This window comes from Streptomyces spororaveus, assembly GCF_016755875.1.
Classification (GTDB): domain Bacteria; phylum Actinomycetota; class Actinomycetes; order Streptomycetales; family Streptomycetaceae; genus Streptomyces; species Streptomyces spororaveus.
Genome location: NZ_BNED01000005.1, coordinates 2,086,730 through 2,112,393 on the forward strand (window position 1 = coordinate 2,086,730; position 25,664 = coordinate 2,112,393).

A 25,664-nucleotide genomic window follows, 5' to 3' on the forward strand; every position below is an offset into this window, starting at 1 on the left:
CTCACTCCACGACGGCCAGTTCCCGCGGGGCGTTGTTCAGGCGGCGCCCGCCGTCCTCGGTGACGGTCACGATGTCCTCGATGCGGACGCCGAACCGGCCCGGCAGGTAGATGCCCGGCTCCACGGAGAAGCACATGCCGGGAACCAGCGGCTGCTCCTCGCCCTCGACCATGTACGGGGGCTCGTGGGTGGTGACGCCGATGCCGTGGCCGGTGCGGTGGATGAAGCGGTCCCCGTAGCCGAACTCGGTGATCACGGCGCGGGCGGCCCGGTCGATGTCCTGGCAGGAGACCCCCGGCCGGACCGCGGCCACGCCGGCCTGCTGGGCCTCGCGGACGATGTCGTGGACCCGCTGCTCCTCGGCGGTGGGCTCGCCGACGTGGACGGTACGGGAGATGTCGGAGCCGTAGCCGTACCGCAGGCCGCCGAAGTCGAGGACCACCATGTCGCCGCGGCGGATCACGCGGTCGCCGGCCTCGTGGTGCGGGTTGGCACCGTTGGGGCCGGAGCCGACGACGGTGAAGTCGACCTGGGAGTGGCCGTGCGCGCGCAGCAGGCCGGCCAGGTCCTCGGCCACGTCGGTCTCCCGGCGGTCGGCGAAGGGGAGGTGGATGATCTGTGCGTAGGCGGCGTCGGCGGCGGCCCCCGCCGCGGCGAGGCGCTCCAGCTCCCGCTCGTCCTTGACCGCGCGGAGCATGGGCAGGCAGTCGGTGAGCGGCGCGTAGGAGCTGTTCGGCAGTTCCCGCTGCAGGCCGAGGAGGTGCAGGGCCCAGGTGTTGTCGCTCACCCCGAAGCGCCCGCGGAAGTCGAGCAGCGGGGCGGTGACGGCGTACGGGTTCTTCCCGTCGGCCCAGTCCCGCAGGGTCAGCGCGGTGGCGCCCGGGGCCTGCTCCGCGTCGGGTGCCTCCAGCGCGGGCACGATGAGCACCGGGTCCTGCCCGGCGGCCAGCACGAGGAGGGTCAGCCGCTCGGTCTCGGCGGTGGGCCGGTATCCCGTGAGGTGCGTGAGGTCGGGGCCGGGGGCGATCAGAAGGCCGGCGAGTCCCGCGTCGGCGGCGGTCTGGGCGGCTGCGGCCATCCGGGCGGCGTAGTCATCGGCCGTGAAGGGTGCGGGTTCACGTGTCATACGGGTGATCCTGCCGTGAGCCGCGCGGCGAGGGCGGCGGCCACGCCGGTCGCCTCCCGGCGGGGGAAGCCCCGTACCGTACGGCGGCCCGCCTCCCGGCGGGCCCGGGCCTGCGGCGACGGCGCGGCACGCACCCCGTCGTCCGGGCCGGAGGCCGATATCGCGTCGCAGGACCACCCCTCTGATCGGCTATGCTGTGCTTGCACATCGAACGGGCGGTTCCACCGCCCTTCGTGGTGGGTGTAGCTCAGTTGGTAGAGCACCTGGTTGTGGTCCAGGTGGCCGCGGGTTCAAGTCCCGTCACTCACCCTTTCGATCCCGTGGGGCACGAGGTTTCCTCGTGCCCCACGGGATTTTTCGTGTGCCCGGCCGGTCCGGCCGGGTCGCTAGATCCGGAGGAAGGCCTCCACCTCCGTGACGAAGGCCACCGGGGTCTCGTGCGGCGGGTAGTGGCCGGAGCCCGGGACCGTCACGATCCGGCAGTCCGGGTACGAGGCCTGCCAGGTGTCGCGCATCACATCCGGGGTGATCGCGAGGTCGTACTCCCCGACGAGGACGAGCACCGGGACGGTGTTGCCCTTCACGGCGGCGGACAGGTCCAGCGGCTGCCAGCTCGCGAGGTAGCCGGCGAAGGCCTCGGGACGCGAGACGGCGAGGGAGTGGGCGACCATCCGGTCGAGCCAGTGGCGGCTCGCACGGTTGCCGGTGACCAGGTCGAGGATGACGTGGCGCTTGCCGGGGTCGGTGGCGGCGCCGTGGAAGAGGGCGTGGGTCGCGTCGTCCATCGCGTAGGGCGCGGCCGGAACCGGGGCGAGCCCGATCAGCTTCTCCACCCGCTCGGGGGCCCGGACGAGGACCTGCTGGGCCGCCTTGCCGCCCATGGAGTGGCCGAGGAGGGAGAAGGTGTCCCAGCCGAGCTGGTCGGCGAGTTCGAGGACGTCGTCGGCGATCTCGGCCAGGGTGTGGCGGCCGGGGACGTCGCGGCGGTCGCCGTAGCCGCGGTAGTCGAGGAAGACGTAGCTGAAGCCCTCGGGGTCCAGGTGGTCCAGTACGGAGCCCCAGTTCGCGGAGGTGCCGAACCAGTCGTGCAGCACGATGACGCGGACGGGTCCGGTGCCGATCCTGCGGTGGGCGATGGCCATGTGTTCTCCCTCGGTGACGTGGCGAAGAAACCGACGCCGGAGGTCTGCCCACCGGATCCGCCATCACACCGTGAACCCGACCCCGCGCCCGCACGGGGTCTCCTGCTGCGGCGCGCCCGCAGCCACCGTCCCTGGGACCTCCCGGTCCTGGGACGGCGGCTGCTGCGCGCACCGGAGGACCGGATCAGACGGTCTTGATCGCCGGGTCCGAGACGCCCGCGGCGCCGGTCTCCACGTGTCCGGCGAAACGGCGCAGGAAGGTGGCGTCGGCGTCGGAGACGACCTTCACGTCGTACCAGCGGGACGACGCGGCGAGGTCCACCGTGTGGGAGACCGTCGCCCCGGCCGCCACCCGGAGGGTCTGGGCCGCGCCGCCGTAGGCGTTGGTCACCGTGAGGTTGACGGCCGCCGTCCCGGTGTTGGTCAGGGTCAGCGCCAGGTTGCCGGTGGCCGCCTGGTGGCGGGCCGTGGCCTCGGGGCCGGCCTTCTTCGCCGGGCCCTTCCAGGTGCGCAGGAAACCGTTCGGACCCCACACCGTGAGGTTGATCTGGTTTCCGGTGGAGCTGCTCGTGGACCAGGTGTCCGAGAGGGTCTTGCCCGCCTCGACCGTGTAGGGCCAGGGGCCGTCCGTGCGGTTGCCCGAGGTGCTGTGGAAGTGGGCGCCGAGGGTCGGGCCGGACGCGAAGGTGAGGGTGAACTTGCCGGTGGAGGTGGTGCGGGCGCCGTCCACGTAAGGGCTGTAGCCGAGCGCGCGGGTCGGCTTGCCGCCGGCCTCCTGCCGGGGCAGCGTGCCGGTCGCCGGCGGGGTCGGGTGGTAGGAGGGGTGGCGGTTCTTGTCCGGCGGGACGTACCCGGCCGTGGACGGGAGCGCGGCGGGCGCGGCGTCGGACCGGGTGAAGTCGAAGGCCGACGTCAGATCGCCGCAGACGGCACGGCGCCACGGGGAGATGTTGGGCTCCTGCACCCCGAAGCGCTTCTCCATGAAGCGGATCACCGAGGTGTGGTCGAAGGTCTCGGAGCAGACGTAGCCGCCCTTGCTCCAGGGGGAGACCACGATCATCGGGACGCGCGGGCCGAGCCCGTACGGTCCGGCCGCGTAACCGCCGCCGCCCGCGTAGAGGTCCTTCGACACGTCGGCCGTGGACAGGCCCCAGGCCGAGGAGGCCGGCGGGTACGGCGGGACCACGTGGTCGAAGAAGCCGTCGTTCTCGTCGTAGGTGATGAAGAGGGCGGTCTTGGCCCACACCGCCGGGTTCGCGGTCAGCGCGTCCAGGACCTGCGAGATGTACCAGGCGCCGAAGTTCGTCGGCCAGTTCGCGTGCTCGCTGAACGCCTCGGGGGCCGCGATCCAGGAGACCTGGGGCAGGGTGCCGCCCACGACGTCCGCGCGCAGCCGGTCGAAGTAGCCGTCGCCCGCCTTGACGTTCGTGCCGGTGCGGGCCTTCTCGTACAGGGCGCTGCCGGGCTGGGCGTTGCGGTAGTTGTTGAAGTAGAGCAGCGAGTTGTCGCCGTAGTTGCCGCGGAAGGCGTCGTTGATCCAGCCCCAGGAGCCGGCCGCGTTCAGACCGTCGCCGATGTCCTGGTAGACCTTCCACGAGACCCCGGCGGACTCAAGCCGCTCCGGGTAGGTCTTCCAGCCGTAGCCGGCCTCCTGGTTGCCGAGGACCGGGCCGCCGCCCACCCCGTCGTTGCCCGTGTGGCCCGTCCACAGGTAGTAGCGGTTCGGGTCCGTGGCGCCGATGAAGGAGCAGTGGTAGGCGTCGCACACCGTGAAGGCGTCGGCGAGGGCGTAGTGGAACGGGATGTCGTTCCGGGTCATGTACGACATGGTCGTGGCCGTCTTGGCCGGGACCCACTTGTCGTACTTGCCGTTGTTGTAGGCCTGGTGGCCACCGGCCCAGTCGTGGTCGAGGCCTTCCAGGAACTGCATCCCGAGGTCCTGGACCTGCGGGTTGAAGGGGAGGACGTCCTTCGTCCCGTTCGACTGGTGGAAGACCGGCTTGCCGTTGTCCTGGAGGACCGGCCGCGGGTCGCCGAAGCCCCGGACACCCTTCATCGCGCCGAAGTAGTGGTCGAAGGACCGGTTCTCCTGCATCAGGACGACGACGTGCTCGATGTCCTGGATCGTTCCGGTGGTGCCCTGCGCCGAGATGGCGGCGGCCCGCGCGATGCTGTCGTTCAGCATCGTGAGGGCGGCGGTGCCACCGGCTATCTGCAGGAACCTGCGACGGTTGAGTTCTGCCATGGGGTGACGACCTCTGCGGGTGAGGGGGGAGTCGAGGGGCGCCCCAAGGACAGCGGTCCCGGGGTACCGGCCGGATATCACTTCGTGACACTGCGCCGTACACCTGGAGAACGGAAAGAGCTCCCGGACACTCTCCGGCCTGCCGCTGTCGCCGCCCGTGGGAGGGTACGGGGAATCCCCCGCCGCGCAACAGAGCGCCTCTTCGGGCCACTCGGGCGCACGACCGGTCCCGCCCGGCGGCCGGCGGTCCCCGTACTCAGGCGGGCGGTACCGCCCGCCGACCTGAGCTGAGCATCCGTACTCAGGCTCCGGCCCGGCCGGCCGGTCATCGTGGGGGCATGTTCATTCAGCCGTATGATCCGCTGCCGCGCGCCGGGATAACCGCCGTCGGCAGCCTGCTGCCCGAAGAGGTGCTGTCCTCCGACGACCTCCAGCGGGAGGTGGCGCACCGCAGTGGCCTGAAGCTGCCGCCGAGGCTGCTGACACAGGCCACCGGGATCGTCTCGCGGCGCGTGGCGGGCGAGGGCGTGTACGCCTCCACCCTCGCGGTGGGCGCCGCCCGCCGGGCCCTGGCCGCCGCCGGACTCGGCCCGCTCGACGTGGACCTGCTGCTGTTCGCGTCCGCCTCCCGCGACCTGGTCGAACCGGCCACCGCGCACATCGTGCAGGCCGAACTGGGCTCGCGGGCCCATGCCCTGGACGTCACCAACGCCTGCAACAGCTTCGTCAACGGGATCGACCTCGCCCGCTCCATGATCCTCGCCGGCCGGGCACGGCGGGCCCTGGTGGTCACCGGCGAGACCCCGAGCCGGGCGGTGCGCACGGACCCGGCCGATCTCGCGGAGCTGCGCGACGGCTTCGCCGGATACACCTTCGGCGACGCGGGGGCGGCGGTGGTCGTGGAGGCCGTGGAGCGCGGCGGGATCATCGACGTGGACACCGAGACCCATTCGGAGCACTGGGAGGTCGGGGGCATCCCGGGCGGCGGCTCACGGCACCCGCGCGGGGACGAGTACACCTACTTCCGCGGCGACGGGCACGAACTGCGGGGCGTCTTCGAGAAGGTGGGCACCGCCGTCGTCGACCGGACGCTGCACCGCACGGGGATGGAACCGGACGGCTTCGCCAAGGTGCTGGTGCACCAGGTGACCGTGCCGTACCTGGAGCGGTTCGCGGAACTGACCGGGGTGCCCGCGGGCAAGCTGGTGGTGACGGTGCCCGAGCTCGGCAACGTCGCGAGCGCGAGCATCGGAGTGCAGCTGGACCGGATCTTCGGTGAACTGAGCCCGGGTGAAAGGGTTCTGTTCGTGGGGCTCGGCGGCGGTATCAGCATCATGACGATGGTCTGGGAGAAGTCGTGACGGCCGCGGCCGCGCCGATGTGGGTGGTCGTGCCCGCGCACGAGGAGGAGGACCGGCTGGCCGACACCCTGCGGGCGCTCGCCGCGCAGCGGGACCGGGACTTCACCCTGCTGGTCGTCGACAACGCCTCGGCGGACGGTACGGGGGCCGTGGCCCGGGCGTTCGCGGCCGGCGCGCCCTTCCCGGTGGAGGTGATCGAGGAGCCGGAGAAGGGGGTGGGTTCCGCCGTGGACACCGGCTTCCGGTACGCGATCGGCCGGGGCGCGGTCCTGCTCGCCCGTACGGACGCCGACTGCCTGCCCCGGCCCGGCTGGACCGGGGCCGCGCGCACCGCGCTCACCCGCAGTCCCGGGCTGGTGTGCGGGCGGATCGTGGCCCGCCGCGACGAGCACGGCCCGCTGGGCCGGGCCGGGTTCGGCGTGCTGGTGTCCCTCGCCGCGCTCTTCGGCCGGCTGCGGCCCGCGCACGCCCGCCGGCGCGGCTACCGGGCGCCGTACCGCATGCACGCCGGGAACAACATGGCCATCACCGCCGAGCTGTACCTGACCGTCGGGGGCATGCCCCGGCGCCCCTCGCCGACCGACCGGCTCTTCCTCAACGCCGTACGCCGTCACACCGACCGGATCACGCACTGCCGGGAGATGGTCGTGGAGAACTCGACGCGGCGCCTGCGGGCCTACGGGGTCGCCGGCACCGCCCGCTGGTACCTCGACCAGGGCAGCGGCACGCACGGAACGGACGACCCCCGCTGATGCTGGACCACCTCGACCACGCGCTGCGCAGCCGCCCCGAGCGGCCCGCCGTGCTCACCGCCACCCGCGGCGGCGCGCCCCGGGTACGGGCCACCCGCGGCGAACTCGTGGAGCTGGCCGACGCCTTCGCCGCGGCCCTGCACGCGCGCGGGCTGCGCGCCGGGGACACCGTCGGTGTCGCCGTGCGCCCCGGGCCGCGCGCCCTGGCCGTCCTGCTCGCGCTGTGGCGGCTCGGGCTGCGCGGAGCCGTCCTCGACCCGGGCGCCGGGCCCGACGTACTGCGGGCCCGTCTCACGCTGGCCCGGCCGGCGCTGGTGCTGGCCGACGCGGCCGCGCAGGCGGTGGCGGGCTGGGCCCGGCCGCTGGCCCGGCGCGCCCGGCTCGCGCTGCCCGACCTGGCCGGGCTGGGGCCGGTGGCCACGGTCGGTCCCCGGCTGCCGGGCTGCGCGCCCGCGCTGGACCTGGGCGCGCCGCGTCAGGGGGTGCCCGCGCCCGGCGCGGACCTGGACGCGGAGGCCGACGCGGTGATCGTGTTCACCTCCGGGACCACCTCGGCGCCGCGGGCCGTCGTCCACACCCGGGCGAGCCTGGCCGCCGGGATGTCCACGGTCTCCGCCCTCTTCGACGCACGCGGGGACCGGCCGGTGCTCGGCGGCACCTTCTTCGTCCTGGTCCCCTCGCTTGCGCGCGGCGCGGCCGTCGCCCTCCCGGCGGGCAGCCCCCGGGTGCTGGCCCGCCAGCTGCACCGGCTGCGGCCGCAGGACACCTATCTGACCCCGCCCCGGCTGCGGGACGCGCTGGGCGCGGACGCCCGCTTCCACGGCCGGGTGTGGACGGGCTCGGCGCCGGCCGGCGCCGGGCTGCTGGAACGCGTACGGGCCGCGGGCGCGGCCGAGGCCTGGGGGGTGTACGCGCTCACCGAGCTGTTCCCTGCCGCCGCGGTCGAGGCGCGGGAGAAGTCCGCCTTCGAGGAGGCCGGGGAGCCCGGGGACCTGGTCGGGGCGCCGCTGCCCGGCGTACGCGCCGAGCCGGACGGGAGCGGGCAGCTGCTGCTGTCCGGCCCCGCGGCGCGCCACCGCTACCTCGGGGAGGAGCCGGACGCGTGGGTGCGTACGGGCGACCGGGCGCGGCTGGACGGCGCGGGGCGCATCGTCCTCGAGGGCCGGAGCAAGGACATGGTGCTGCGCCGGGCGGAGAACATCTACCCGGGGCTGTACGAGCCCGCCCTGCACGTCCCGGGGGTGGAGCTGGCCGTACTCGTCGGGGTCCCGGCGGGCGACGGCGACGAGCGGCTCGTCGCCGTGGTCCAGGCGTGCCGCGGCACGGACGAACAGGCCCTGCGCTCCGCCCTGTCGGAGCCGTTGCGGCGGATGGGCACGGCCCGGCCCGACGCCCTGCTGCTCGCCCGGATCCCGCTGTCGGGGCGCTCGCGCAAACCGGACCGGGCGGCGACGGCGGCGCTGGCGGCGCGCCGGCTGGGGGTGTCCGGCCGATGACCTCCTCCGTCTCGCAGGCACGCGCCCGGCGCCGGGACCGCCGGGTCTACCTGCGCAGCCACCCCTTGCTGTTCGGGCTGCTCGCCGCGACGCGCGGGCGTCCGGTGCGCCGGCTCGGCCGGACCCTGCTGGTGCACGGCCCGGAGGCCTACCGGGAGGCCCTGACCCGGCTGCCGCTCGACCGGACGGCGGCCGGTACGACGGGCGCCGCCGCGCGCGCCGCGCTGCGCGACGGCGGGGCCGGGGCCGGGGGTGTGCTCTTCGACCAGGAGGGCGCCGGGCACCGGGCGGACCGCCGGAACCTCGCGGGCTCGCTGGGCTCGGCGGGGGTGGAGGACCTCCGCTCGCTCTGGCGGCCGTTGCTGGTGCGCCGTCTCGCGCCGCTGGGCCGGGGCGGGGAGGTGGACCTCGTCGACCTGGCGCGGGAGCTCTCCGGGTCGGTGGTGTGCGCCCTGCTGGGGTCCGGCGCGGACCCGCGGGCGGTCGCCGAGGCCGCGGCCGCCGCCGCTGCCGCCGCCGTACGCAGCCATCTGCCGGGGCCGCGCCGCCCGCGCGCCGAGGCCGCCGCGGCCCGCGCGGCCGACCGGCTCCGGCTGCTCCTGGGGGCCTCCGACGGGGCCCTGCCGGCGATGGTGGCGGTGGCGGCCGTCAACACCACCGTCGCCGCGCTGCCCCGGGCGGTCGCCTGGTGCGCCGACGCGGGGCTGTGGGGGCAGGCGGCGGACGAGAACCTGCGGCCGGTGCTCGCGGACGAGCTGCTGCGGGTCACCGCGGCCTCGCCGCTGCTGCCCCGGGTCGCCGCGGCGGACGGGGCCGTGGGCGGCTGCCCGGTGCGCGGCGGCGACCGGCTGCTGCTGGTCGCCCGGCACGCGGCCGGGGCGCACCGGCGCGACCCGGACGCCCTGCGGCCGGCCGGCCCGGCCGTGGACCGGCTGGTGTTCGGCGCCGGACCGCATGCATGCCCCGGGGCCCGGACGGCCCGGGCCCAGCTGGCCGACGTCCTGGACACGCTGGCCCCGTACCGGCCGGTGGTGACGCGGGCCCGGGTGGACCGGGGAGCGGCGCTGCCCGGCTGGCGCGTCCTGACCGTACGCGCCGGGACCCGCGGGGGCGGGGCATGATCGCGGTCACGGGCGCGAGCGGCTTCTGCGGCGGGCACGTCGCGCGCGCCGCCGCGGCGGCCGGGGCCGAGGTGGTGTGCCTGGGCCGCAGGCCGGGCCCGGTGGGCGCGCACCGCTTCTGGGACGCCGCCGCAGAGCCGCCGGACCTGTCGGGCGTGGAGCTGGTGGTGCACTGCGCGGCGGCCGTGGGCGATCCGGCCCCCGGCTCACGGGCGGCGGCGCTGATGCGCGCGGTCAACGTGGACGGCACGGACCGGCTGCTGCGGGCGGCGGGCGGGCGGCCCGTGGTGTGGGTGAGCAGCGCCAGCGTCTACGACCCCCGGCGGGGCCGCGGGATGGTCGGCGAGGAGCACCCGCGCGCCGGGCAGTTGAACGCCTACGGCCGCACGAAGGCGGAGGGCGAGGCCCTGGCGCTGGCCGCCGGGGCCGTGGTGCTGCGGCCGCGGGCCGTCTACGGGCCGGGCGACACCACGCTGCTGCCGCGGCTGCTGGCCCGGGTCCGGGCGGGCACCCTGCTGCTGCCCGGCCCGGACGTGACGCTCAGCCTCACCGCGGTGGAGAACCTGACGCGGGCCTGCCTGACGGCGGCGGCCTGGGCCCCCGGCGCGTACAACATCGCGGACGCGGAGCCGTACGGCCGGGACGCGGCGGTCGGCGCGGTCCTGCGCGCCCACGGCGTCCGGGCCCGGATCCGGCACCTCCCGCTGCCGGTGGCCGGCGCGGCGGCCCGGATCGCGGAGGCCGTGGCGGCGGCGACCGGGGCCGAGCCGGCCCTCAGCCGCTACGCGGTGGACCAGTTGGCGCACCCGGTGGTCCTGGACCTCGCCCGGGCCCGCGCCCAGGGCTGGAGCCCGCACCGGAACCTGGCGGACCACCTGGCCTCCCTGCCGCGTCAGACCGAGGCCTCGGAGTGATCGCGCGCCGCGCGCCTCCAGGTCCGGAAGGTGTGCGCCGCGAGTACCAGGGCGGCGACGACCGCGGCGACACGGATCACGTGCCAGGTCGCCACGACGACCGGTGCCTGTCCTCTCGTCTCCACGTCCAGCCGCATGGAGGTCTCGTAGAAGGCGATGAGGGGAACGACCAGCCGGAACGGGAGGCCGCCGATACCCGGTGTGCGCGCGATGTTGCCCAGAAGTCCCACCGGCGCGCCGAGGACGAAAGCCGCTGCCCCCCAGAACAGGATCATCGAGGAGGATCCGCTCAGCGAACCGGTCACCGGACCGCCGGTCACCTCGACCCCGATGGGCGCGGCGGGGCTCAGGGCCTTGAAGACGTAGTAGACGACGACGCCGACCGCCAGGGCCGAGGAGGACAGCAGCGCCGACTCGATCCTGGACCGGCGGACGTAGCCCACCAGGAACGCGAAACAGGCCCAGGGCCACCCTGCGGCGAACACGGCGTTCAGCGCGGCACACACCGGATGGTCGAATTTCCCGGCCAGGGGACCGGACAGGCCGAGTGCCACACCCGCCCCGAAGGCCGCCGCCACCGGCGCGATGCGCTCACGCGATAAGTGCACGATCTCTGTGCTCCTGTTCTGTGGATCCGCGGGCGAGCGCGGTGATGTCCGGTCGGGCTCAGCCGGTGACCGGCGCCGGGGCCTGTGCCTTGGCGATGAGCAGGTCGAGCAGCGCGAGCAGGGAGCCGCGGACGTCCGTGCGGGAGCGGGCGTCGAGCATCAGGACGGGCGTGTTCGGATCGCGCAGGTGCAGTGCCGCCCCGATCTCCTCGGCGGTGTAGGGCTGTTCGCCGTGGAAGCAGTTCGCACCGACCACGAAGGGCAGTCCGCGGCTCTCGAAGAAGTCCACGGCCGGGAAGCTGCGGTCGAGGCGCCGGGTGTCGACCAGCACGATCGCCCCGAGCGCCCCGTTCAGCAGGTCGTCCCACATGAACCAGAAGCGTTCCTGGCCCGGGGTGCCGAACAGGTAGAGGACCACCCCCGCGTCGGTGAGGGTGAGCCGGCCGAAGTCCATCGCCACGGTGGTCACCGTCTTGGACTCGATGCCGTCGAGATCGTCGACGCCGATGCCGGCGGACGTCAGCCGCTCCTCGGTACGCAGCGGCTCGATCTCGGAGATCGTCTCCACCAGGGTCGTCTTCCCGACCCCGAACCCACCGGCGACGAGGATCTTGACCGGGGCCGGTTCCTGCGGGGCGGTCGTGTCATATCCGGGCAAGGCTGTCCCTGATTCTCTGGAGCAGGTGGACGTCGGTGGTGTCGGCGACCGCCAGGGGCGGCCGGTGGTGGATCAGCCCGCGTTCGGCGAGTTCGCCCAGGAGCAGCGTCATGGGGGTGAGGCGGATGTGCATCCGCGCCGCTATCTCGGCGACCGCCCGCCCGCCCGGCGGCGCGCACATGGCGAGGATCTCCTGCCACTCGGTGGGCAGGGTGCCGTCCACGTCGCCGCCGGACGCCGCCGGACGCCGCCGTGATGGTGGTGTCCATGGTGAGGGCGGTGTGCGCGGCGGCCGTACGCCCGTCGGTGAGGGCGTACAGCCGCGTCCGGCGGCGGCCTGCGGTCGGTGGCGGTGGCTGTGGCTCGTCCTGCGGCATTACGCGGACGGCTGGCCGCGCTCGGGGGTCCCCAGCCACTCGCCGAGTGCCTGGGCGGTCCGTACAGCCTCGCCGCCCAGCTCCCCGAGCCGCGCCTTGCGGGAGGTCACCACGATGAGCGTGCTTCCTTCGCCGCATCCGACGATGCACAGGTACCGGTCGTCCATCTCGACCAGCTGGCGGATGACCCGGCCGCCGTCGATCTCCCGGGATATCGCCTTCATCGTGGAGGCAATGCCGGAGGCCGCGGCCGCCATGCGCTCGGCCTGGGGCTCGTCCAGCAGGTAGGCGCTGAGCTTGATGCCGTCGTTGGAGAGCAGTACGGCCCCCTGGACGCCGGCGATCCTGCTCAGGTTGTTGTCGAGGACGCTGTAGATCGCGTCGTTGGCTGCCGTGGTGTTCGGTGAGGTGGTCATGGCTGATCCCGTCGGAGCTCTTCTTCCACTGTCTGGGTCCCCTGTTCGTAGTCCGCCCAGGCATCGGCCACCTCTTCGGGTGTCGCGGTGTCGGGCCGGACGACGCTTTCCTGCGCGCGGGGCTCGCGCAGCTGTTCGGACATGTGGGTCTGCGGGACGCGCTCCGGGAGGGCCGGGCGGACCGCGACGGCGGGTACGAGTGCGGCCACGGCCGCGGGCACCGGCACCGGCGCGGCCGCGGGGGTCTTCGCGCGGCGGCTCGGCAGCCCGGCGCTCGTGTGCACGACCGGCTCGGGCGCGGGGGCGGGTCCCGGGGCGGGCTCCAGCTCGCGGACCGCGGGCCGGCCCGGCACGGAGGCGGCCTGGAGCGGGGCCGGGGCCGCCGGTACGCGGGCCGCCGGGGCCGGGAGCAGCTCCAGGACCCGGGCCTGCGGCCCGATCTCGCGCGGGGCCCGCGGGTCGGTCGCCACCAGCAGCTGGCCGGGCAGGATGACCACCGCCGAGGTGCCCCCGAACACCGAGCGGCGCAGGGTGACCGTCGCGCGGAGCTGGTCGGCGAGGTGCCCGACCACGAAGAGGCCGAGCCGGTGCGCGTTCTGCGCCAGCACGGAGTACGGCGGGGCCTCGTGCAGGCGCCCGTTCATCTCCTCGTAGCGCTCCGTGCTCACGCGCGGCCCGCGGTCCTCGATTTCGATCGACAGCCCGTCCGTGACCAGTTCGGCGCGGATGACCACCTTGGACTTCGGCGGGGAGAACCGGGTGGCGTTGTCCAGCAGCTCCGCGAGCAGGTGGCTGATCTGGCTGATCGCGCTCGGTTCCACGCTGGTCTCGTCCAGGGCCTGCCGCTCGATCCGCCGGAAGTCCTCGACCTCCGCGGCCGCTTCACGCAGCAGGTCGGCGACGCGCATGGGCTCGGTGTGCGGGTCGGGGACCTCGCCGCCCGCCAGGATGAGGAGGTTCTCGATCTGGCGCCGCATGCCGACCGTCAGCTGGTCGGCCCGCATCAGCTCGGCGAGCAGCGCCTCGTCGTGGCCGAAGGTGTCCTGGAGGTCCTCGGTGAGGCTCAGCTGACGGCTGACCAGGTTTCCGGTGCGCGCGGCGATGCCCGAGGCGAACAGGCCGAATCCGTGGCGCTCGGCGGCGAGCTCGCGGTGCCCGTCGACGGACACGGCGACGGCCCGGGCGAAGGCGTCGCTGACACGTCCGACCTCGTCCCGGTCCCCGGTCACGGCCGGCAGGGCCCCGGGGTCCACGGACTGGCCGCGCCGGAGCCGGGCGACGACGTCGGGAAGGGTCTCCTCGGCGACGGTCACCGTGCGTTCGTGCAGCTGGTCCAGACGGCGGAGCACCGACCGGGTGGTGAAGACGACCACGACCACGACGGCCAGCAGGCCGCCGGCGCTGCCGCCGATCAGCCAGGCGACGTCGCTCTGCAGCTCCGCGGCCTTGGCCTCGCCGCGGGCGAGCACCGAGCGCGCCAGGTCGATGTTGAGCGTGGTCATCTGCACGGAGTAGTTGGCGTGCGCGGACGACCAGCCGCCGACCTCGGCGGGCAGCTTGATGCCCGAGACGATGTCCTTGTGCCCGGAGAGGACCGCGCTCTCGATACGGGTCTTCGTCTGCCAGTCGGCGGAGCCGACGACCCGCTCGTAGGACTGCTGGTCCCGGGCCGCCAGGTACGGCACGATCAGCGCCTCGTGCAGGTAGCGCTGGGCGCCCAGGGCGTTGACGAACTGGTCGTAGCCGACGAAGCTCAGCTCCCCCGACGGCCCGGCCAGGGCCAGGACGGTGTCCTCGCGCGCCACCATCTCGGTGGCCTGGAGCATCGACACCACGGGGCGGCTGGCCTGGGCGAGTTCGGCGTCCTCGGCGTGGCTGAACTCCTGCTGGTACACCTGGATGACCTTGCCGATCACCTCGGAGTAGTAGGCAAGCGTGCTGTCGGCGGCGCCGCTGCGGGTGTCCGCGCGGCGGCGGTACTCGGCCAGTTTGTCGAGTTGCCGGGTCACTTCCCCGAAGGAGCGTGAAGGATCGACCGCCAGGCGGCGGAACTCGTCGGCGGCCAGGTCGGTCGCGTCGCGCCGGCCGCGCAGTTCGCCCTCGGACCCGTCGTTGCCCGCCCAGCGGGCGGCGGTGGCCGTCCGCTCGGCCTGCATGTCGACCATGAGGGTGTACAGCGGTGCGCCGACCTGCTCGGCGGCCGCCACGTCGGACCGCAGCTTCTGCGACTGGGCCAGCAACCGCTGGGCGGTCACGGTCACTTGAGTGCCCATCGCGACGGTGGGGACCACGGCCAGCCAGATGAGCAGGGTGCGCAGGCGCACGGTACGCCGCCGACGGGTCGTCGACTGCCGTCGTATGCCTTCGGGTTCTATGGGAGACATCGGTCCTCGCGAGCGGGGGACGGCGGGAGGCCGATCATAACCAGACATGGCGGAGTTTCGGATAGGTCTCTTCCGAAGCCGAAGTGGCTACTTGCGGCAAATCATCGCAGGCCAGAGATCGGATCGAAATCGAACCGCGATGCACTCGACACCAAGGAGGTGTCTTCTCGGTCAGGACGCGGTCACGGGACCGGCGTTGCTTCGGAGGCGATCGTCCCGGCAGGCCCGCGCGGGCGGCACGGGGCGCCCTCCGCGCGTCGCGGGACGCGGAACCGGGACGGCCCCCACCGGGGTCCGGTGGGGGCCGTCCTGTCGTACGTGCTCCGGGGCCGCGGCCGGGGCCGCGGACCGCGCCGTCAGCCCTCCGTCGGGGACAGGCGCAGGGAGATGCTGTTGATGCAGTACCGCTGGTCCGTCGGGGTCGGGTAGCCCTCGCCCTCGAAGACGTGGCCCAGGTGGGAGCCGCACGTCGCGCAGCGGACCTCCGTGCGGACCATCCCGTGCGAGGTGTCCGCGATCAGCTCGACCGCCTCCGAGTCCTTCGGGTCGAAGAAGGACGGCCAGCCGCAGTGCGAATCGAACTTCTCCGACGAGCGGAACAGCTCGGAACCGCAGCCGCGGCAGGAGTAGACGCCCTCCGTCTTGGTGTCCGTGTATTCACCGCGGAAGGCCGGCTCGGTGCCCGCCAGGCGCAGTACCTGGTACTCGGACGGGGTCAGCTCCGCCTGCCACTGCTCGTCCGTCTTCTCGACCTCGTAGGACATGACTCTTCCGCTCCCTCGTACCTTCAGCTCGACAGCCGGGCGAGGATGGCCGGACCGAGGTCCGTGACGTCGCCCGCGCCCATGGTGAGAACGAGATCACCGGGCTTGGCCATTCCCGCGATGGCGTCGGCGACGGCCGCCTTGTCGTGCTCGGCGGTGACGTCGGCGCCGGCCGCCCGGGCCGCCGCGATGATGAGCTCGCTGGTGACGCCGGGGATCGGGTCCTCGCGGGCCGGGTAGATGTCGAGGACCAGGGAGGCGTCGGCGAGGGCCAGGGACTGGCCCATCTCCTTGCCGAGCTCCTGGGTGCGGGAGAAGAGGTGCGGCTGGAAGACGACGAGGATCCGGGAATCGCCGGCGGCTCCGCGGATGGCCTCCAGGTCGGCGGTCATCTCGGTGGGGTGGTGCGCGTAGGAGTCGATGACCTGGACGCCCGCAGCCTCGCCCTTGAGCTGGAGGCGGCGCTTGACTCCGGTGTACTTGCCGAGCGCGCTCGCCAGGTTGTGCGCCGGGATGCCGAGCGCCACGCCCGCGGCGAGGGCCGCGACGGCGTTGTGCGCGTAGTGGCGGCCGGGCACCGAGACGGTGAAGGTGAGCATCCGGCCGTCCAGGACCACGGTGACCTCGCTGGTCAGACCGCGCGGGGTGATCTTGGTGATGCGGACGTCCGCGCCCTCGTCCTCGCCGTACGTGACGACGTTCAGGCCCTCCCGGCCCGCGACCCGGCGGGCGATCTCGGCGGCGCCCTCCTGGCCGTGGGCGACGACGAGGGTGCCGCCGGGCACGATCTTGCCGACGAAGGTCTCGAAGGACTCGTAGATCTCCTCGATGGAGGCGTAGTTCGCGTGGTGGTCGAGCTCCGCGTTGAGGATGATCGCGACCTGCGGGGTGTACTTGTGGAAGGTGCGGTCGCTCTCGTCCGCCTCGGCGACGAAGATGTCGCCCTCGCCGTGGTGGGCGTTGGAGCCGGGGGCGTCCAGGTCGCCGCCGATGGCGTACGAGGGGTCCAGGCCCAGGGCCGAGAGGGACACCGCCAGCATCGAGGTGGTGGTGGTCTTGCCGTGCGTGCCGGCGACGGCGATCGGCCGCAGCCCGTCCATCAGGGCGGCCAGCGCGTCGGAGCGGTGCACGACGGGGACGCCGAGCTCGGCGGCGCGGGCCAGCTCCGGGTTGTCGGCGCGGATGGCGCTGGAGACGACCACGCAGGTGGAGTCGGCGGCGAGGTTCTCGGCGGCGTGTCCGCCGTGGACCGTGGCGCCGTGGGCGCGCAGCGCCTCGGCGGTCTCGGAGTCACCACGGCTGTCGCTGCCGGCCACCTGCGCGCCGCGCTGGGCCAGGATCTTCGCGATGCCGGACATGCCGGCGCCGCCGATGCCGATGAAGTGGGGCCGTTCCATGGCGGTCGGCAGGCCGGGCTTCATTCAGGTCGCTCCAGGATCGTGTTGCTTGCGGGTGCGCGTGAGGCTCTGACTGGCCCCAAGCCTATTCGTTGTGGGCGAAGAGCTTGAGCACGGGAACGCCGACCTTGTGGCGGGCGCGGGAGGCCCAGTCCCGGTGGAAGAACTCCTCCACGAAGTGCGGGGCGGTCAGGACGATCACCTCGTCGGCCCCGTGCTCGTCCACGACGGACTTCAGTTTGTCGAGCGGGTGGTCCTCGATGATCTGCCCGACGGCCTTGGCGCCCTTGGCGCGCAGGGCGTTCAGGGAGTGCGCGAGGGCGTGCGCGGCGGGGCCGAGGGCGGCCTCGCCCTCGGGTTCGCCGCCCTCACGGATGGCCTCCGGGAGCTCACCGAGCGCTACGTCGTCGATGGCGCGCAGCAGTCGGTCCTGGTCGCCCCGGGGTTGCATGAGGACGATGAAGGAGACCGCGTCGTCCCCGTGCAGGGTGGTGACGAAGTCCACGTCCACCGCGGTCAGCGGCTGCTCGATCATCAATACGCTCGTGAACAACGGACGCCCTCTCCTTCATGGGCCGAGGCCGGCCGGCCGGCCCCTGCGGAAACCATCCTGCCCCGCTGTCGCACGGGGCCCTGCGCAGACATTCCTGCCCAGTTATGTGCCCAGCGGAAGCAAAGCGGAACGACAAATTCCGCGCCTTGTCAGATCCGACGGTAGCTCGTGAAGAGGAACCCGGCCTCTTCCAGTACGCAGGCGGGCGCGAGCCGGTGCGGAACCGTGACGGAGGGGCCTCCGGCGATCCGCTGGGCGCCTCCCGCCACGAGCATCGGGGAGATCGTCAGGCACAGCTCGTCCAGGGCGTCGGCGGCCACGAACTGGCCCAGGAGCCGGGGCCCGCCCTCCGTGAGCTGGCGGCGCAGCCCCCGCCCGGCGAGTTCCCGGACCGCCCGAGCCGCGTCCACGCCCGCGCCGTCGCCGGCCACCACCACCTCGGCCCCGGCCCGGGCCGCCTCGGCCACCCGGTCGGCGGGCGCGGCGGCCCCGGTGACCACCAGCGTGGGCACCAGCGGGGAGGTGAACAGGGGCAGCGAGAAGTCCAGGTCCATGCTGGCGGTGACCACGGCGATGGCGGGGGCCGGGCCCTGTCCTGAGGCGGCGCGGCGGGCGGCGAAGGCCTCGCGGGCGCGGGCCGGGCGGTAGCCCTCCTGGCGAACCGTTTCCGCGCCGACGACCACCACATCGGCCAGCGCCCGCAGGGTGCCGAAGATCCTCATGTCCGTCTCGCCGGAGATGGGCTGCGAGCGGCCCTCGTGCTGGGCGCCCCCGTCGAGGGTGGAGACCATGTTGGCCCGCAGCCAGTGGCCGTCCGCCTTCAGCGCGGGGTAGGCGTAGGCCTCCGCCAGTTCGTCGAGCGACCACTCCCGGTCGGCCCGGTCGGCCCGGTCCTGGGGCGAGGCTGATGTCTGATCGGTCACAGGGAACAGGCGTCGCATCGGTGCAGTGTGCCACGCCCCGTAGAGTTGAGAGCTGTGTCGACATCTCTCTCCACCTCCGGTTACACCTCCGGCCGGCCCCCCATAGCCGACGCGGGGCCCCAGGCCCTCTGCGCGCGCGAGCCGCGGGTGCCCGCCGAACGGCTGGTGGCCGAGATGGTGCCGCCGCCGCGGTTCGACTCGGTGCGCTTCGACACGTACGACCCGGACCCGACCCAGCCCAGCCAGTCCGAGGCCGTCACCGTCCTGAGCGGCTTCGCCGCCGGTCTGGGCGGCGCGCACGCCAGTGGCGCCGGCAGGAAGCGCTGGTTCTCGAAGAAGCCGGCCGCCCCCGCCGCCCCGCGCGGGGTCTATCTCGACGGCGGCTACGGCGTCGGCAAGACCCACCTGCTGGCCTCCCTGTGGCACGCCACCCCGGCCGAGCCCGCGCTCAAGGCCTTCGGCACCTTCGTGGAGCTGACCAACCTGGTCGGCGCGCTCGGCTTCCAGCAGACCGTGCAGACCCTGGGCGGACACCGGCTGCTGTGCATCGACGAGTTCGAGCTGGACGACCCGGGCGACACCGTACTGGTCTCCTCGCTGCTCAGCCGCCTCGTCGAGCAGGGTGTGGCGCTGGCCGCCACCTCCAACACGCTCCCCGGCAAGCTCGGCGAGGGCCGCTTCGCCGCCGCCGACTTCCTGCGCGAGATCCAGGGGCTGTCGGCGCACTTCCGGCCGCTGCGGATCGACGGCCAGGACTACCGTCACCGCGGACTGCCGGAAGCCCCGGCGCCGTTCTCGGACGAGCAGGTCACCAAGGCGGCGTACGCGACCGAGGGCGCGAGCCTGGACGACTTCCCCGGCCTGCTCGAACACCTGGCGCGGGTCCACCCCAGCCGCTACGGCGCGCTGACGGACGGCCTCACGGCGGTCTGCCTGACCGACGTCGGCCCCGTGCCGGACCAGTCGACGGCGCTGCGGCTGGTGGTACTGGCCGACCGGCTGTACGACCGCGAGGTCCCGGTGCTGGCCTCCGGGGTCCCCTTCGACAAGCTGTTCAGTGAGGAAATGCTGAACGGCGGCTATCGGAAGAAGTACTTCCGCGCCATATCGCGGCTCACCGCGCTGGCGCGCGACGCGAAGCCCCTGGTCTCCCAGTAGGTTTGGGGACGCCGGGCCCTTTCGGGAGCCCGGCCGTTTCCCACATCTTCGAAGGGACCACCATGGCCACCACGCGTACCGCGCACACCGTCTGGGAAGGCAACCTGCTCAAGGGCGCCGGCACGGTCAGCCTCGACTCCTCGGGCCGGGGCTCGTTCGAGGTCTCCTGGCCCTCGCGCGCCGAAGCCGCGAACGGCAAGACCAGCCCGGAAGAGCTGATCGCCGCCGCGCACTCCAGCTGCTACTCGATGGCCCTCTCGCACGGCCTGGACGGCGCCGGCACCCCGCCCACCCGCCTGGAGACCAAGGCCGACGTGACCTTCCAGCCGGGCGAGGGCATCACCGGGATCCACCTGACGGTCCGCGCCGAGGTCCCCGGCCTGGACGCGGAGGGCTTCGCCGCCGCCGCCGAGGACGCCAAGAAGAACTGCCCGGTCAGCCAGGCCCTGACCGGTACGACGATCACCCTGAGCTCCGAACTCCTCTGATCGCTCCCGCTTGCGCCCCGGCGGGGGTGCGGGCCGCACACGGCGGCCCGCACCCCCGTCAGGCGGTCGCCAGCTGCGGGATCAGGCGCATCGCGTTGTCGTGGTAGACGCCCCGCAGCTGCTCCGGGGTGAAGGCCGGGTCGGCTTCGAGGGCGGGCAGAGCCAGGTCCATGACCGTGTCCGCGGGGGCCGCGGGCCAGTCCGTGCCGAAGAGGATGTGGTCGGCCGGGACGTGCTCCAGCAGGGTCGCGGCGGGCGCCATGGGGCCTGCCGTGTCGTAGTAGAAGCGGCTCAGGTGGTCGCGGACGGCTGCCGGTTCGACGCGCGGTTCGCAGAACCGCCCGAGGGCCTGCAGGCGCGTCGCGATGTACGGCAGGAAGCCGCCTGCGTGCGGCAGGACGACGGAGATGTCCGGGAAGCGGTCCAGCGTCCTTCTGCTGATCATGTTCACGGCGGCCCGCGTGGTGTCCAGCAGGAAGTCGCACATGAAGTTCGGGATACCCGGAACCGTCGGCGCACCCGGCGGGCCGCCCACGCCGGGCGGGGTGTCCGGAAGGTTGTGCGGGTGGGTGTCCACCACGGCGGAGAACTCGTTCAGCTCGTGGAACAGCCGGTCGTAGGCCGGATCACCGAGGTAGACGCCGCCGTAGTTGGCGGTGACGTTCACCCCGACGGCACCGAGCTGCCCGAGCCCGCGGCGCACGGCCCAGGACGAGGCCTCCGGGTCGTCCAGGAAGAGCGGCACGTAGTACGAGAAACGTCCCGGATGCGACTGCGCCACCTCGACCATCGACTGCAGCGTGATGTTGACGGCTTCGCGCAGCTGCGCCGACGACCGGTAGCGCGCCGGCAGCATCGGCTTGAGGACGGCGGTCGTGATGCCCGCGTCGTCCATGAAGCGGATGGCGTCCCCGATGTCGAACCGGCTCCACGGGGGCAGCCGTTCCGGGTTGATCAGTTCGTGGTGCGCGGCCCAGTCGCGCCACTGCGGCGCGCAGAAGTGCTGATGCATGTCGATCTTCGGATGGACCGCGCGAGCCGCGTCCGTGCCGGGCGCGGAGGAACCCCGCCCGACCCGGATGACCTCGCTGGTGCCCACCGCCGCGATCCGCAGTTCGTCCGCCGGCGTGCCCAGGAGGCGCAGTGCGGAGGTGCTCACGGAATCGGTCATGCCAATCCACCGCCCATCGGGTCTGGGTTACCTGCCGGAGGCCACGGAGGCCAAGGACGCCTCGCCCGGGTCCGCGTCGGGGCGGAACGGCTCCAGGACGATCCGGAGGTGTTCGAGGCCCCGGAACGCCGGCACCGGTCCCTTGAGCCACGCCTTCCCGGTCTCCCGCGCGTCGGCGAGCTCCATGTCCGGGAACTCCCGCAGGAGGGTCGCGAGCGCGATCTCGAGTTCGAGCCGCGCCAGCGGCGCCCCCAGGCAGTAGTGGGTGCCGTGCCCGAAGCCCAGGTGTGTGCCCTGCAGGCCCTCGCGGGTCACGTCCAGCTCGTCGGGGCGGTCGAACTTCTCGGGGTCCCGGTTGGCCGCGGAGATCGCGATCTGCACGAGGGAGCCCTCGGGGATCCGCGTGCCCCGGATCTCGGCGTCCTGCGCCGCGTACCGGAAGGTCGAGGTCTCCACCGAGCCCTCGAAGCGCAGCATCTCCTCGACCGCCCGCGGGATGAGCGCGGGGTCCTCGCGCAGCAGGGCCGCCTGATCGGGGCGCAGCAGCAGGTTGAGGACGGAGTTGCCGATCTGGTAGGCGGTGGTCTTGTGGCCGGCGAAGAACAGCACCCACAGCGACGCGACCAGTTCGGGGTCCGCCAGCTGTTCGTCCCCCTGCAGGAGGTCGCTGAGGAAGGAGTCCGACGGGTGCGCGCGCGTGTCCGCGATGAGCCGCTCCAGCCGGTGCTGCAGGCGCTCTTCGGCCGCCTTCAGCTCCGCCTTCCTGCTGGGGTCGAAGCGGGAGCGGGTGACCACCGCGAACTGCTGCAGGATCTCCGGGCGGTCCTCCTGCGGGATGCCCATCAGTTCGCACAGGACCGCGATGGGCAGCGGGAACGCGAACGAGGCCATCAGGTCGACCGTGCCCGCCCGGCGGCATTCCCCGAGGATGTCCTCGGCGATCTCGGTGATCCTGGGCCGCATCCGTTCCACCCGGCGGGGGGTGAAGGCGCTGCGCAGGACGCGGCGCAGCCGCGTGTGCCGGGGCGGGTCCGAGAAGAGCACGTTGTCGTCGAGCGCGTCGAAGAAGCTGCCGTACACGGCGTGGTAGGTGTCGATGGCGCCGTGCATGTTCTTGCTGAACCGGGGGTCCGAGAGCGCGTCACGGGCGTCGTCGTGACGGGTGATCAGGTACGTGTCGATCCCGTGGGGAGGGGTCAGCCGGCACACCGGGTCCCGCTCGCGCAGTGCGGCGTACATCGGGTGGGGGCACTGCCGGTACTCCGGCGCGCCCCTGGACACGGCCGACACGATGTCGTGCAGCCCGCCGCCGTCCGGTGCCGCATCCTGCTGCGCCATGGTCCGTACCCTCCGTCGCACTCGCCTGCTGGGGACATCACCGGTTCCCCGTCCGGGTATCCCGCGAAACGGCGCCGGTCCCGATCGGGTGAGCCGCCGGTACCGGGTGCCGGGGCGGTCCGGGTACGGGTCCCGGTGCGGGTCCCGCCGACCGTCAGCCGATCGGCGGTCGCCCGTCCGGGCCGAGTGTGTGGCGGGCCCGGCGGCCCGGGGAAGGGCTGCAGGTGCCCCCAGCCAGCCCGTCGCAAGGAGCCCGCGCATGGCCCGCAGTCTCGCCCTGGCCCTCACGGCAGCCGCCTCGCTCACCCTGGCGGCCGTCACCGCTCCCCTCGCCGCCGCGGACCCGGGCCCCGGCCGGGCCCAGGGCGACCGGGCCCGCACGTACGCGGCGACCGCCCGGTACCAGGTCCACGCCAACGCCGTGGCGGACGGCTACAAGCCCGACCAGTACTGCGTCGTCGACAAGGCGGGCGGCCCGGGCGCGCTCGGTTACCCGCACTTCAATCACAAGTACGACAACTCCCTCGACCCGGCGAAGCCCGCCGCACTGTTCTACGAGGACGACGGACGCGGCGGCAAACGGCTCGTCGGGGTCCAGTGGCTGGTCTACGACCGCGACCAGAAGCTGACGACGGACGACGACCGCCCCACGATGTTCGGCACCGCCTTCAAGGGTCCCAAGCCCGGCAACTTCCCCGGTCAGCCGGTGCATTACGCCCTGCACCTGTGGCTCTGGAAGAAGAACCCCGACGGCCTGTTCGAGACCTTCAACCGGGCCGTGACCTGCCTGCCGGGCACCACCCGCCCCAAGCCGTCCCTCTGATGCCGCCCCGGGAGACGCCGGTGCCCGTCACCCGGCGCAGCCTGCTCGCCGCGGGCGGGATCGTCTTCAGCGGGGCGCTGGGCGCCCTGTTCGCCGGTGGTGGCTCCCGGGCCGCCGCCCGGGCCCCGCGGACCCCCCGCACCGACCGCGGGTACGGGCCGCTGGTGGCCGATCCGCGCGGGCTCCTCGACCTGCCCGCCGGGTTCACGTACCGGGTGCTCTCCCGGGCCGGCCGTCCGTTGCTCTCCGGCGAGGGCCCGGTGCCGGCCAACTGCGACGGCATGGCCGCCTTCGAGGCCGGGGGCGGCCGCGTGCGCCTCGTGCGCAACCACGAGAACCGCACCACCGCCGCCCTGCGCGTTCCCGCCGTCCCGGGACTGACCTACGACCCCCAGGCCCTCGGCGGCTGCACCGCCCTGGAGCTCGACGCGGCCGGGCGGGTCACCGGCGAGCGCGTCGCCCTCGCCGGTACCGCCGTCAACTGCGCGGGCGGCCGCACCCCCTGGAACACCTGGCTGAGCTGCGAGGAGACCGAGGACCGGGCGGGCACCTCCGGCTACACCCGCGACCACGGCTACGTCTTCGAGGTGGACCCGGCCGACCCGCACCGCTCGGGCGCGGTCCCGCTCACCGCGATGGGCCGCTTCGCGCACGAGGCCGTCGCCGTGGACCCGTACCGCGGGGTCGTCTACGAGACCGAGGACGCCTTCGTCCGGCCGTTCGGGCTGTTCTACCGGTTCCTGCCGGAGCGGCCGCTGGGCGGGCTCGGCTCGCTGCGGGCGGGGGGCCGGCTGGAGGCCCTGCGGGTGCCGGGGCTCGCGGACCTGTCGGTGGTGGACGAACCCGGAGCGGAGTTCCCGGTGGAGTGGGTGCCCGTACCGGACCCCTCGGCGGCCGGGACACCGATCCGGCTCCAGGACTTCGGGCCCGGCGGGATCACCCACGCGCAGAAGCTGGAGGGCTGCTACTGGGGCGACGGCGGCGTGCACTTCGTGTCCAGCTTCGCCCGCAGCGGCGAGGGCGCGGCCGCCGACCACCACGGGCAGGTGTGGTTCTACGATCCGCGGCGCGCCCTGCTGCGCCTGGACGTGCGCTTCGGCCCGGCCGCCGACATCGCGCTGCCCGGGGACTCGCCCGACAACATCTGCCTGGCCCCGGACGGCGGACTGATGGTGTGCGAGGACGGCGGCGGCGCGCAGTACGTCTTCGGGGTGACGGTGGGCGGCGAGGTCTACCCGATGGCCCGCAACGCCGAGGACATCGGAGGCCCGGGGGCCCCGGAGTGGGGGGAGTTCGCGGGAGTCACCTTCTCGCCCGACGGCCGGACGATGTACGTGAACGCCTACGCGCCCGGCACCACCTTCGCGGTGACGGGGCCCTGGCACTGATCTCGCGCTCCCGTTCGGTCTGCCGGAGGATCGTACGGAACCGACGGGATTGGGGTGGTCAGGCATGGCCGGGAAGAAGAACGGGAAGCGGAAAGCGGCGAAGTCCGGGAAGCGGCAGGAGAAGCGGGAGAAGGCGGCCGGGCACGGGAAGCGGTCCCGGGGTGACGGTCCCGGGGCCCGGCCGCTGCGGGAGCTGTTGCGCGTGACCCCGGGCGAGCGTCCGGACCTCGGCCGCCTCGACCCCTCCTCCACGCCCGGCGGCCCCGCCGGCAAGGCCGCCGGGGTGGCGGCCACGGCGCTGCTGGCGCAGCCGCTCGGCTCCCTCCAGGAGCGGCTCTACGCGGCGAGCACCGCGGGTGACCGGCGCCGGGTCCTGCTCGTCCTGCAGGGCATGGACACCAGCGGCAAGGGCGGCACCCTCAAGCACGTGATCGGCCTGCTCAACCCCTCCGGCTGCCGGATCAAGGCCTTCAAGGCGCCCACCGCGGAGGAGCTGGAGCGCCCCTTCCTCTGGCGGATCAAGCAGGAGCTCCCGCGGGCGGGCGAGATCGGCATCTTCGACCGTTCCCACTACGAGGACGTGCTCATCGCCCGGGTCCGCGAGCTGGTGCCGCGCAACCGGGTGCGTGCCCGGTACGCCCAGATCAACCGGTTCGAGAAGGCGCTCGCCGACGACGGGGTGACCCTGGTGAAGGTCTTCCTCCACATCGGCCACGAGGAACAGCGGGACCGGCTCCTGGAACGGCTGGACAACCCGGACAAGCACTGGAAGTTCAACGTGGGGGACATCGAGGAGCGCACCGTGTGGCCCGCCTACCAGGAGGCGTACGAGGTGGCGCTGGAGCGCTGCTCCACCGATGAGGCGCCCTGGTACGTGGTGCCCGCGGACCGCAAGTGGTACCGCAACTGGGCCATCAGCACGCTGCTGCGCGAACATCTGGAGGACATCGATCCGCAGTATCCGAAGGGGGACTTCGACGTCGAGGAGTGCCGCAGGCGGCTGCTGGCGGGGTGAGTCCCGCCCCACCGCCTGTCGTTCATTCTTCTGATCAGTTAGTCAT

The 25,664-nt window shown here is 73.5% G+C and carries 24 protein-coding genes and 1 tRNA gene; 11 read left to right on the forward strand and 14 right to left on the reverse strand.

Annotation, left to right across the window (positions count from 1 at the left end; all coding sequences use genetic code 11):
• Position 1 precedes the first annotated feature (1 nt).
• Entirely contained in the window at positions 2-1,126 is a 1,125-nt protein-coding gene (locus tag Sspor_RS12050; RefSeq protein WP_202199124.1) for an aminopeptidase P family protein, read from the reverse strand.
• 236 nt (positions 1,127-1,362) lie between these two features.
• Here Sspor_RS12050 and Sspor_RS12055 point away from each other — a divergent pair.
• Positions 1,363-1,435 (forward strand) — tRNA-His (locus Sspor_RS12055).
• Between the two features lie 77 nt (positions 1,436-1,512).
• On the opposite strand, the gene Sspor_RS12060 is transcribed toward Sspor_RS12055, so the two are convergent.
• Both Sspor_RS12060 and Sspor_RS12065 read right to left on the reverse strand, forming a co-directional pair.
• A complete protein-coding gene (locus tag Sspor_RS12060) occupies positions 1,513-2,268 on the reverse strand; it encodes an alpha/beta fold hydrolase (RefSeq protein WP_202199125.1) in 756 nt (251 codons plus the stop codon).
• A 184-nt stretch (positions 2,269-2,452) separates the two neighbouring features.
• Positions 2,453-4,513, reverse strand: a complete 2,061-nt coding sequence (locus Sspor_RS12065) for a phosphocholine-specific phospholipase C (protein WP_202199126.1) — start codon at positions 4,511-4,513, stop codon at positions 2,453-2,455.
• A gap of 338 nt (positions 4,514-4,851) precedes the next feature.
• On the opposite strand from Sspor_RS12065, the gene Sspor_RS12070 reads away from it, so the two are divergent.
• From Sspor_RS12070 to Sspor_RS12090, 5 genes are read left to right on the forward strand one after another with little or no spacing between them, the layout of a single operon-like run.
• Positions 4,852-5,874, forward strand: a complete 1,023-nt coding sequence (locus Sspor_RS12070) for a 3-oxoacyl-ACP synthase III family protein (protein ID WP_202199127.1) — start codon at positions 4,852-4,854, stop codon at positions 5,872-5,874.
• Complete coding sequence (locus Sspor_RS12075; RefSeq protein WP_237403822.1) at positions 5,871-6,626, forward strand: glycosyltransferase family A protein; 756 nt, start codon at positions 5,871-5,873, stop codon at positions 6,624-6,626. Before Sspor_RS12070 ends, Sspor_RS12075 begins: the two co-directional genes overlap by 4 nt.
• Positions 6,626-8,122 carry an AMP-binding protein gene (locus Sspor_RS12080; RefSeq protein ID WP_202199128.1) on the forward strand — a complete coding sequence of 499 codons (1,497 nt, stop codon included), beginning with the start codon at positions 6,626-6,628 and terminating at the stop codon, positions 8,120-8,122. The genes Sspor_RS12075 and Sspor_RS12080 overlap by 1 nt, the downstream gene beginning before the upstream one ends.
• The gene (locus Sspor_RS12085; RefSeq protein ID WP_202199129.1) at positions 8,119-9,243 is read left to right on the forward strand and encodes a cytochrome P450; all 1,125 of its coding nucleotides are present in this window, start codon (positions 8,119-8,121) and stop codon (positions 9,241-9,243) included. The genes Sspor_RS12080 and Sspor_RS12085 overlap by 4 nt, the downstream gene beginning before the upstream one ends.
• Entirely contained in the window at positions 9,240-10,157 is a 918-nt protein-coding gene (locus Sspor_RS12090; RefSeq protein WP_202199130.1) for an NAD-dependent epimerase/dehydratase family protein, read from the forward strand. Before Sspor_RS12085 ends, Sspor_RS12090 begins: the two co-directional genes overlap by 4 nt.
• Here Sspor_RS12090 and Sspor_RS12095 read toward each other — a convergent pair.
• The 9 genes from Sspor_RS12095 to Sspor_RS12135 form a co-directional block, all read right to left on the reverse strand.
• Positions 10,136-10,765 carry a hypothetical protein gene (locus Sspor_RS12095; protein ID WP_202199131.1) on the reverse strand — a complete coding sequence of 210 codons (630 nt, stop codon included), beginning with the start codon at positions 10,763-10,765 and terminating at the stop codon, positions 10,136-10,138. The genes Sspor_RS12090 and Sspor_RS12095 overlap by 22 nt on opposite strands.
• Before the next feature lie 58 nt (positions 10,766-10,823).
• Positions 10,824-11,423 carry a GTP-binding protein gene (locus tag Sspor_RS12100; protein WP_202199132.1) on the reverse strand — a complete coding sequence of 200 codons (600 nt, stop codon included), beginning with the start codon at positions 11,421-11,423 and terminating at the stop codon, positions 10,824-10,826.
• On the reverse strand, positions 11,410-11,646 hold the full coding sequence (locus Sspor_RS40540) for a DUF742 domain-containing protein (RefSeq protein ID WP_237403823.1): 237 nt from the start codon (positions 11,644-11,646) through the stop codon (positions 11,410-11,412). The genes Sspor_RS12100 and Sspor_RS40540 overlap by 14 nt, the downstream gene beginning before the upstream one ends.
• Positions 11,647-11,799: 153 nt before the next feature.
• Positions 11,800-12,216, reverse strand: coding sequence for a roadblock/LC7 domain-containing protein (locus tag Sspor_RS12110; protein ID WP_202199133.1), 417 nt, complete (start codon positions 12,214-12,216; stop codon positions 11,800-11,802).
• The gene (locus Sspor_RS12115) at positions 12,213-14,600 is read right to left on the reverse strand and encodes a sensor histidine kinase (RefSeq protein WP_202199134.1); all 2,388 of its coding nucleotides are present in this window, start codon (positions 14,598-14,600) and stop codon (positions 12,213-12,215) included. Before Sspor_RS12115 ends, Sspor_RS12110 begins: the two co-directional genes overlap by 4 nt.
• Positions 14,601-14,956: 356 nt before the next feature.
• Positions 14,957-15,364, reverse strand: a complete 408-nt coding sequence (msrB, locus tag Sspor_RS12120) for a peptide-methionine (R)-S-oxide reductase MsrB (RefSeq protein ID WP_202199135.1) — start codon at positions 15,362-15,364, stop codon at positions 14,957-14,959.
• Between the two features lie 23 nt (positions 15,365-15,387).
• The gene (gene murC / locus Sspor_RS12125) at positions 15,388-16,785 is read right to left on the reverse strand and encodes a UDP-N-acetylmuramate--L-alanine ligase (protein WP_202199136.1); all 1,398 of its coding nucleotides are present in this window, start codon (positions 16,783-16,785) and stop codon (positions 15,388-15,390) included.
• Between the two features lie 61 nt (positions 16,786-16,846).
• The gene (locus tag Sspor_RS12130) at positions 16,847-17,314 is read right to left on the reverse strand and encodes an indole-3-glycerol phosphate synthase (protein WP_202199137.1); all 468 of its coding nucleotides are present in this window, start codon (positions 17,312-17,314) and stop codon (positions 16,847-16,849) included.
• 149 nt (positions 17,315-17,463) lie between these two features.
• A complete protein-coding gene (locus Sspor_RS12135) occupies positions 17,464-18,255 on the reverse strand; it encodes a pyrimidine reductase family protein (protein ID WP_202199138.1) in 792 nt (263 codons plus the stop codon).
• A gap of 84 nt (positions 18,256-18,339) precedes the next feature.
• Here Sspor_RS12135 and zapE point away from each other — a divergent pair, with 84 nt between their 5' ends.
• Together zapE and Sspor_RS12145 are read left to right on the forward strand one after the other, a co-directional pair.
• Positions 18,340-19,395, forward strand: coding sequence for a cell division protein ZapE (gene zapE / locus Sspor_RS12140; protein ID WP_372499840.1), 1,056 nt, complete (start codon positions 18,340-18,342; stop codon positions 19,393-19,395).
• A 62-nt stretch (positions 19,396-19,457) separates the two neighbouring features.
• Positions 19,458-19,883, forward strand: coding sequence for an OsmC family protein (locus Sspor_RS12145; protein WP_202199140.1), 426 nt, complete (start codon positions 19,458-19,460; stop codon positions 19,881-19,883).
• Between the two features lie 58 nt (positions 19,884-19,941).
• Here Sspor_RS12145 and Sspor_RS12150 read toward each other — a convergent pair whose 3' ends face one another.
• A complete protein-coding gene (locus tag Sspor_RS12150) occupies positions 19,942-21,054 on the reverse strand; it encodes an amidohydrolase family protein (RefSeq protein ID WP_237403824.1) in 1,113 nt (370 codons plus the stop codon).
• Positions 21,055-21,081: 27 nt separating this feature from the next.
• Entirely contained in the window at positions 21,082-22,392 is a 1,311-nt protein-coding gene (locus Sspor_RS12155) for a cytochrome P450 family protein (protein ID WP_202199141.1), read from the reverse strand.
• A 259-nt stretch (positions 22,393-22,651) separates the two neighbouring features.
• Here Sspor_RS12155 and Sspor_RS12160 point away from each other — a divergent pair, with 259 nt between their 5' ends.
• The 3 genes from Sspor_RS12160 to Sspor_RS12170 all read left to right on the forward strand — a co-directional run bounded on the left by Sspor_RS12160 (position 22,652) and on the right by Sspor_RS12170 (position 25,618).
• Positions 22,652-23,215 carry a hypothetical protein gene (locus Sspor_RS12160; RefSeq protein WP_202199142.1) on the forward strand — a complete coding sequence of 188 codons (564 nt, stop codon included), beginning with the start codon at positions 22,652-22,654 and terminating at the stop codon, positions 23,213-23,215.
• Positions 23,215-24,603, forward strand: coding sequence for an alkaline phosphatase PhoX (locus tag Sspor_RS12165; RefSeq protein ID WP_202199143.1), 1,389 nt, complete (start codon positions 23,215-23,217; stop codon positions 24,601-24,603). The genes Sspor_RS12160 and Sspor_RS12165 overlap by 1 nt, the downstream gene beginning before the upstream one ends.
• A 64-nt stretch (positions 24,604-24,667) precedes the next feature.
• Positions 24,668-25,618: a PPK2 family polyphosphate kinase gene (locus tag Sspor_RS12170; protein WP_202199144.1), complete on the forward strand. Its 951-nt coding sequence runs from the start codon at positions 24,668-24,670 to the stop codon at positions 25,616-25,618.
• Positions 25,619-25,664: the final 46 nt, after the last annotated feature.

What these genes read in the sequence shown, in the direction of transcription:
- Sspor_RS12160 (WP_202199142.1), top strand. Translation starts at nt 22,652, where the DNA reads ATGGCCCGCAGTCTCGCCCTGGCCCTCACGGCAGCCGCCTCGCTCACC.
- Sspor_RS12060 (WP_202199125.1), bottom strand. Translation starts at nt 2,268, where the DNA reads ATGGCCATCGCCCACCGCAGGATCGGCACCGGACCCGTCCGCGTCATC.
- murC (WP_202199136.1), bottom strand. Translation starts at nt 16,785, where the DNA reads ATGAAGCCCGGCCTGCCGACCGCCATGGAACGGCCCCACTTCATCGGC.
- Sspor_RS12145 (WP_202199140.1), top strand. Translation starts at nt 19,458, where the DNA reads ATGGCCACCACGCGTACCGCGCACACCGTCTGGGAAGGCAACCTGCTC.
- Sspor_RS12150 (WP_237403824.1), bottom strand. Translation starts at nt 21,054, where the DNA reads ATGACCGATTCCGTGAGCACCTCCGCACTGCGCCTCCTGGGCACGCCG.
- Sspor_RS12155 (WP_202199141.1), bottom strand. Translation starts at nt 22,392, where the DNA reads ATGGCGCAGCAGGATGCGGCACCGGACGGCGGCGGGCTGCACGACATC.
- Sspor_RS12070 (WP_202199127.1), top strand. Translation starts at nt 4,852, where the DNA reads ATGTTCATTCAGCCGTATGATCCGCTGCCGCGCGCCGGGATAACCGCC.
- Sspor_RS12080 (WP_202199128.1), top strand. Translation starts at nt 6,626, where the DNA reads ATGCTGGACCACCTCGACCACGCGCTGCGCAGCCGCCCCGAGCGGCCC.
- msrB (WP_202199135.1), bottom strand. Translation starts at nt 15,364, where the DNA reads ATGTCCTACGAGGTCGAGAAGACGGACGAGCAGTGGCAGGCGGAGCTG.
- Sspor_RS12110 (WP_202199133.1), bottom strand. Translation starts at nt 12,216, where the DNA reads ATGACCACCTCACCGAACACCACGGCAGCCAACGACGCGATCTACAGC.
- Sspor_RS12115 (WP_202199134.1), bottom strand. Translation starts at nt 14,600, where the DNA reads ATGTCTCCCATAGAACCCGAAGGCATACGACGGCAGTCGACGACCCGT.
- Sspor_RS12165 (WP_202199143.1), top strand. Translation starts at nt 23,215, where the DNA reads ATGCCGCCCCGGGAGACGCCGGTGCCCGTCACCCGGCGCAGCCTGCTC.
- Sspor_RS12050 (WP_202199124.1), bottom strand. Translation starts at nt 1,126, where the DNA reads ATGACACGTGAACCCGCACCCTTCACGGCCGATGACTACGCCGCCCGG.
- Sspor_RS12135 (WP_202199138.1), bottom strand. Translation starts at nt 18,255, where the DNA reads ATGCGACGCCTGTTCCCTGTGACCGATCAGACATCAGCCTCGCCCCAG.
- Sspor_RS12170 (WP_202199144.1), top strand. Translation starts at nt 24,668, where the DNA reads ATGGCCGGGAAGAAGAACGGGAAGCGGAAAGCGGCGAAGTCCGGGAAG.
- Sspor_RS12090 (WP_202199130.1), top strand. Translation starts at nt 9,240, where the DNA reads ATGATCGCGGTCACGGGCGCGAGCGGCTTCTGCGGCGGGCACGTCGCG.
- Sspor_RS12085 (WP_202199129.1), top strand. Translation starts at nt 8,119, where the DNA reads ATGACCTCCTCCGTCTCGCAGGCACGCGCCCGGCGCCGGGACCGCCGG.
- Sspor_RS12065 (WP_202199126.1), bottom strand. Translation starts at nt 4,513, where the DNA reads ATGGCAGAACTCAACCGTCGCAGGTTCCTGCAGATAGCCGGTGGCACC.